The sequence below is a fragment of the Ectothiorhodospira lacustris genome, assembly GCF_022227785.1.
Lineage (GTDB): Bacteria > Pseudomonadota > Gammaproteobacteria > Ectothiorhodospirales > Ectothiorhodospiraceae > Ectothiorhodospira > Ectothiorhodospira lacustris.
The window spans coordinates 1-3,512 of the sequence record NZ_JAJNQM010000138.1 but is presented as its reverse complement, the minus strand read 5'-3'; the positions used below and the strand labels follow the sequence as shown (position 1 = coordinate 3,512).

Sequence of the window (3,512 nt, the reverse complement as noted above, 5' to 3'; positions counted from 1 at the left end):
TTCAGTGGTGGTGATCTCCAGAGGCAGTATTTGTACGCTTGTTTCCAAGCGTAAATTTTAAATTTCTCAAATGGGCTGTATCGTACATAGCATCTTAATATGCTTAAGTAGATGTCGGCCGCTAATCGCTTGATGTTTTTCATTTTTTTCTCATGTATTGGTTTTTGTTATGTGGGTCATTATATTTTAATTTTTGATTGTGGTCAGTAGTTTTTTTACTATGTTTTCTTCGTTCAAGTCTTCTCGCATTGCGCTATGTTTTGCTAGTCCTTGCCATTTTTTATAAGAGGATTGTGTGTTGATGATTTCTCTTATATGTCTCTCCCATGTGTCAATATTTTCATTGTCTTCAATACATATTCCTCCGGCTCCAACTGCTTCTGGTAATCCGCCAACTTTTGAAGCAATAACAGGTATTTCATTGATTTGTGCTTCTGTCGCAACACGACACCATCCTTCAGTATCTCTTGATGGGGCAAGTAATAGTAATGCTGAATTAAAGAAAAATTTAACATCCTGTTTTGGTGGTAAAATTTCAAGATTTTTTATTTTTTTTGCTCTGGCTATTAATTCTTTCCTCTCATTTTTTGAGTTTGACCAAGTTTGAATTATTTTAAATTTTTTTTCGGGTATTCTCTTTGCTAATTGCATGGTGATGTCTGCTCCTTTTTGCTTTGTTAAGCCAAAGGAGATGATGCTGGATGGTTTTCTGTTTGTTGCTAACATAGTTCTAGGTGTGACGAGGGGGGGGATGACTTCCGATTTGATTGAGTATAGTGATGATAGTTCATCTGATATGTATTTTGAGCAAGATATTATTTTTTGGTATTTTTTCAGGTATTTAGTGTTTTCAAGAGTCCTTTGGGAAAAGTGGAAGTAATAAAAAACTGGCCGATTAGTATGTGTTATTTCCATGATTATTTTAGGGTGAAATCCTTGTAGTATCACTGCGTCCACATTTAATTTTTCTGAGATTTCAAGGATGCCTTCTTGCGGGTTGTGTCCTCGAAAACATCTATATCCAAGTTGTTTGTCGCATGGCCAATTGTTTTTTGGTGAAATTTTTCTCGAAATGTAATTTTTTATGCCGGTATAACCTTTTCTGTTGGTGGCGCATAGTACTGCGGCGTCATGTCCATGTCGTATTATGGATTTGCATAGTTCGTGTGTATTGGTTTCAATTCCACCAATTAGTTGCGGTAAGTGAGGAGATCTGTTGACGAACAAGATGCGCATTTTTTTTCTCCGATTTTAGTTTTTATTGGTGATGTTATTTTGTATGTTTTTGATTTTTTCCCAGTCGCCTTTTATTTTAACTTTTCCTTTATCAAGCATTATAATTTTATGGCATGGTTCAACGGTGCTTAGCCTGTGAGCCACCAATATAATTGTCTTTTTCCCGGAAAGATTATGAATGGCCTCCATAACGGCTTTTTCGGTTGCATTATCAAGTGCACTTGTTGCTTCGTCGAAAATAAGTACGCTTGGGTCATTGTATAGTGCTCTGGCAATTCCTATCCTTTGACGCTGACCTCCGGAAATCCTAAGGCCCCTCTCGCCAATTGCTGTATCGTATTTCATGGGTAGGTCGTTGGTAATGAATTCATGTAATTCGGCTAATTTTGCAGCTCTTATCACAGCTGCATCGTCAATTTGGTTATCAGGTAGACCTAAAGCGATATTGGCTTTTATGCTTTGGTCCGCCAAGAAAATATTTTGAGGAACATACCCTATTGACGTTTGCCATTGGCGGATGTTGTCTTTATTTAGTTCTTTTTCATCAATCCGGATTGATCCTTTTTCTGGTGTTAATAATCCCAGTAGCACGTCTATCAGTGTGCTTTTCCCTGATCCGGAGTGTCCAATGATGCCGAGGGTCGAATTTGCCTTAATGCATACATTAATTCCAGATAGGGCAGGAGACTGGCTGCCTGGATAGCAGAAATGAATGTTTTCTATTTTTATCTCTTTTTCGGGTTTGATCTTGGTCTGCGGGTTCTTGTTTTCGGATTGAGAATGAGCTGATGTGTTGCCCTCAAGGTCTTTGAGTACATTGTCCACTGCAGGCAGGTTGTATCTAATTGCCGAGAATGTGCTGAAGATTTTGTGAAATGCTGGTATTAGTTGCCTGGCGGCAAGCGCGTAGACCCCTATGATTGGAATGGCATTTTCTAGTCCCCCCTCCATGGAAATAAGTGCTGTTACTAATATCAAAACACCGCCAAAAACGAATGCTTCTATTGCATACTGAGGGATGTCGTTCAGTAGTGATGAGTTGGCTTCATGCTTGGCAAGTCGCTTGGCCGGTTGTCTGTATCTTTCCAAATAATTTCCTTCTCGCCCCAGTAAGCGTATTTCTTTTGCTCCTGTAAATGCTTCTGCTGTCGCTGTATATCTTTCTTTATTGGCGTCGACTCGGTCCGTTCCAATTTTATTAAGCCAGTTTCTGGCTGCTAAGTATATTATTAGGTATACGCTTGCTATGGAGGCTGCTATGGCGAGGGAAAGCAATGGGTTAATTATCAGTATCAAGCTGATGATAAAGATGGATAGGAGGACTTGGCTTAACAGGCGCATGGCTGGAAGTAATCCACCATTAATGGCTTGACCTGTTTCATGTAAAACTGTTTTTGCCAGATCGCTGGAATTTCTGTTTAGATAGAAGCTATACGGCCGGTTAAGGTAGTCTTGCATCAATCTTTTGGAGAGTTCATATTGTTGCATATGGGTAAATCTGACGATTGCCCAGAATGTTATTGCCTGTAATGCGGTTCCAGTGACAAATAAAATAAAGGATGTAATTCCCAGTGCATAAAGGAACGATGTTTCGGATTTGAAATTTAGTGTTTGGAATAATGCTGAAATCCAAGGTGTGCTTTCAATTTTTGAAACATCTGAAAGTATATTTAAAAAAGGCATTATTGAAGCAATGCCTATTGTCTGCATGCCGGCGGTAACAACCATTAATACTGTCAGTGCATAAACTTTTTTTCTGTCATTTGGGTTTATTAAGGATATTAATTTTTTAAGGTTTTTGAGCATCTGGTTTCGACTTTAGAGGTGTTTGATATATGTTTTATTCAGGGCTGGCTAAGACTAAAGGCTTAATAAATAAAATATTTTTTAGTTATGATGGAGAGAGGTTGTGCGGTTTACTTCATGATCTTGGTGTTCGATCTGGAAGCGCTACGATGATCCATGCTTCTTGGGGGCCGGCAAACGGCTTTCATGGACGCCCGGCTGATATGATATTTATACTAAAAGAATTGATTGGCGTGAATGGTTTGCTGGTCATGCCTTCCCTGACCTATCAAAACGAGAGTTCCAGGGAGTTTCTTGCCCGCGGTGTGCCCATGGATGTCCGACGCAGCCCTTCCCAGATGGGGCTGTTGTCCGAAGTGTTTCGTCGAGGCAAGGGCGTGCGCAGGAGCCTGAGTCCAACACACCCTCTGCTGGCATGGGGGCATCGGGCTGAAGAATTTCTGGCGGGTCATGAGGAGGCCCTGGTCCCT

At 40.2% G+C, this 3,512-nt stretch carries 3 protein-coding genes; 1 reads left to right on the top strand and 2 read right to left on the bottom strand.

Going from position 1 to position 3,512, the window contains the following annotated elements:
* Nucleotides 1-186: 186 nt before the first annotated feature.
* Nucleotides 187-1,236 carry a glycosyltransferase gene (locus LQ952_RS15515; protein ID WP_238623521.1) on the bottom strand — a complete coding sequence of 350 codons (1,050 nt, stop codon included), beginning with the start codon at nt 1,234-1,236 and terminating at the stop codon, nt 187-189.
* Between the two features lie 15 nt (nt 1,237-1,251).
* A complete protein-coding gene (locus LQ952_RS15510) occupies nt 1,252-3,042 on the bottom strand; it encodes an ABC transporter ATP-binding protein (RefSeq protein ID WP_238623520.1) in 1,791 nt (596 codons plus the stop codon).
* A 149-nt stretch (nt 3,043-3,191) separates the two neighbouring features.
* On the opposite strand from LQ952_RS15510, the gene LQ952_RS15505 reads away from it, so the two are divergent.
* Nucleotides 3,192-3,512 (top strand): AAC(3) family N-acetyltransferase (locus tag LQ952_RS15505; protein WP_238623519.1); only part of this gene is annotated, 321 nt, incomplete at its 3' end.

Bases quoted from the DNA above. Each gene is read 5' to 3' on its own strand.
- LQ952_RS15510 (WP_238623520.1), bottom strand. From the start codon at position 3,042: ATGCTCAAAAACCTTAAAAAATTAATATCCTTAATAAACCCAAATGAC.
- LQ952_RS15515 (WP_238623521.1), bottom strand. From the start codon at position 1,236: ATGCGCATCTTGTTCGTCAACAGATCTCCTCACTTACCGCAACTAATT.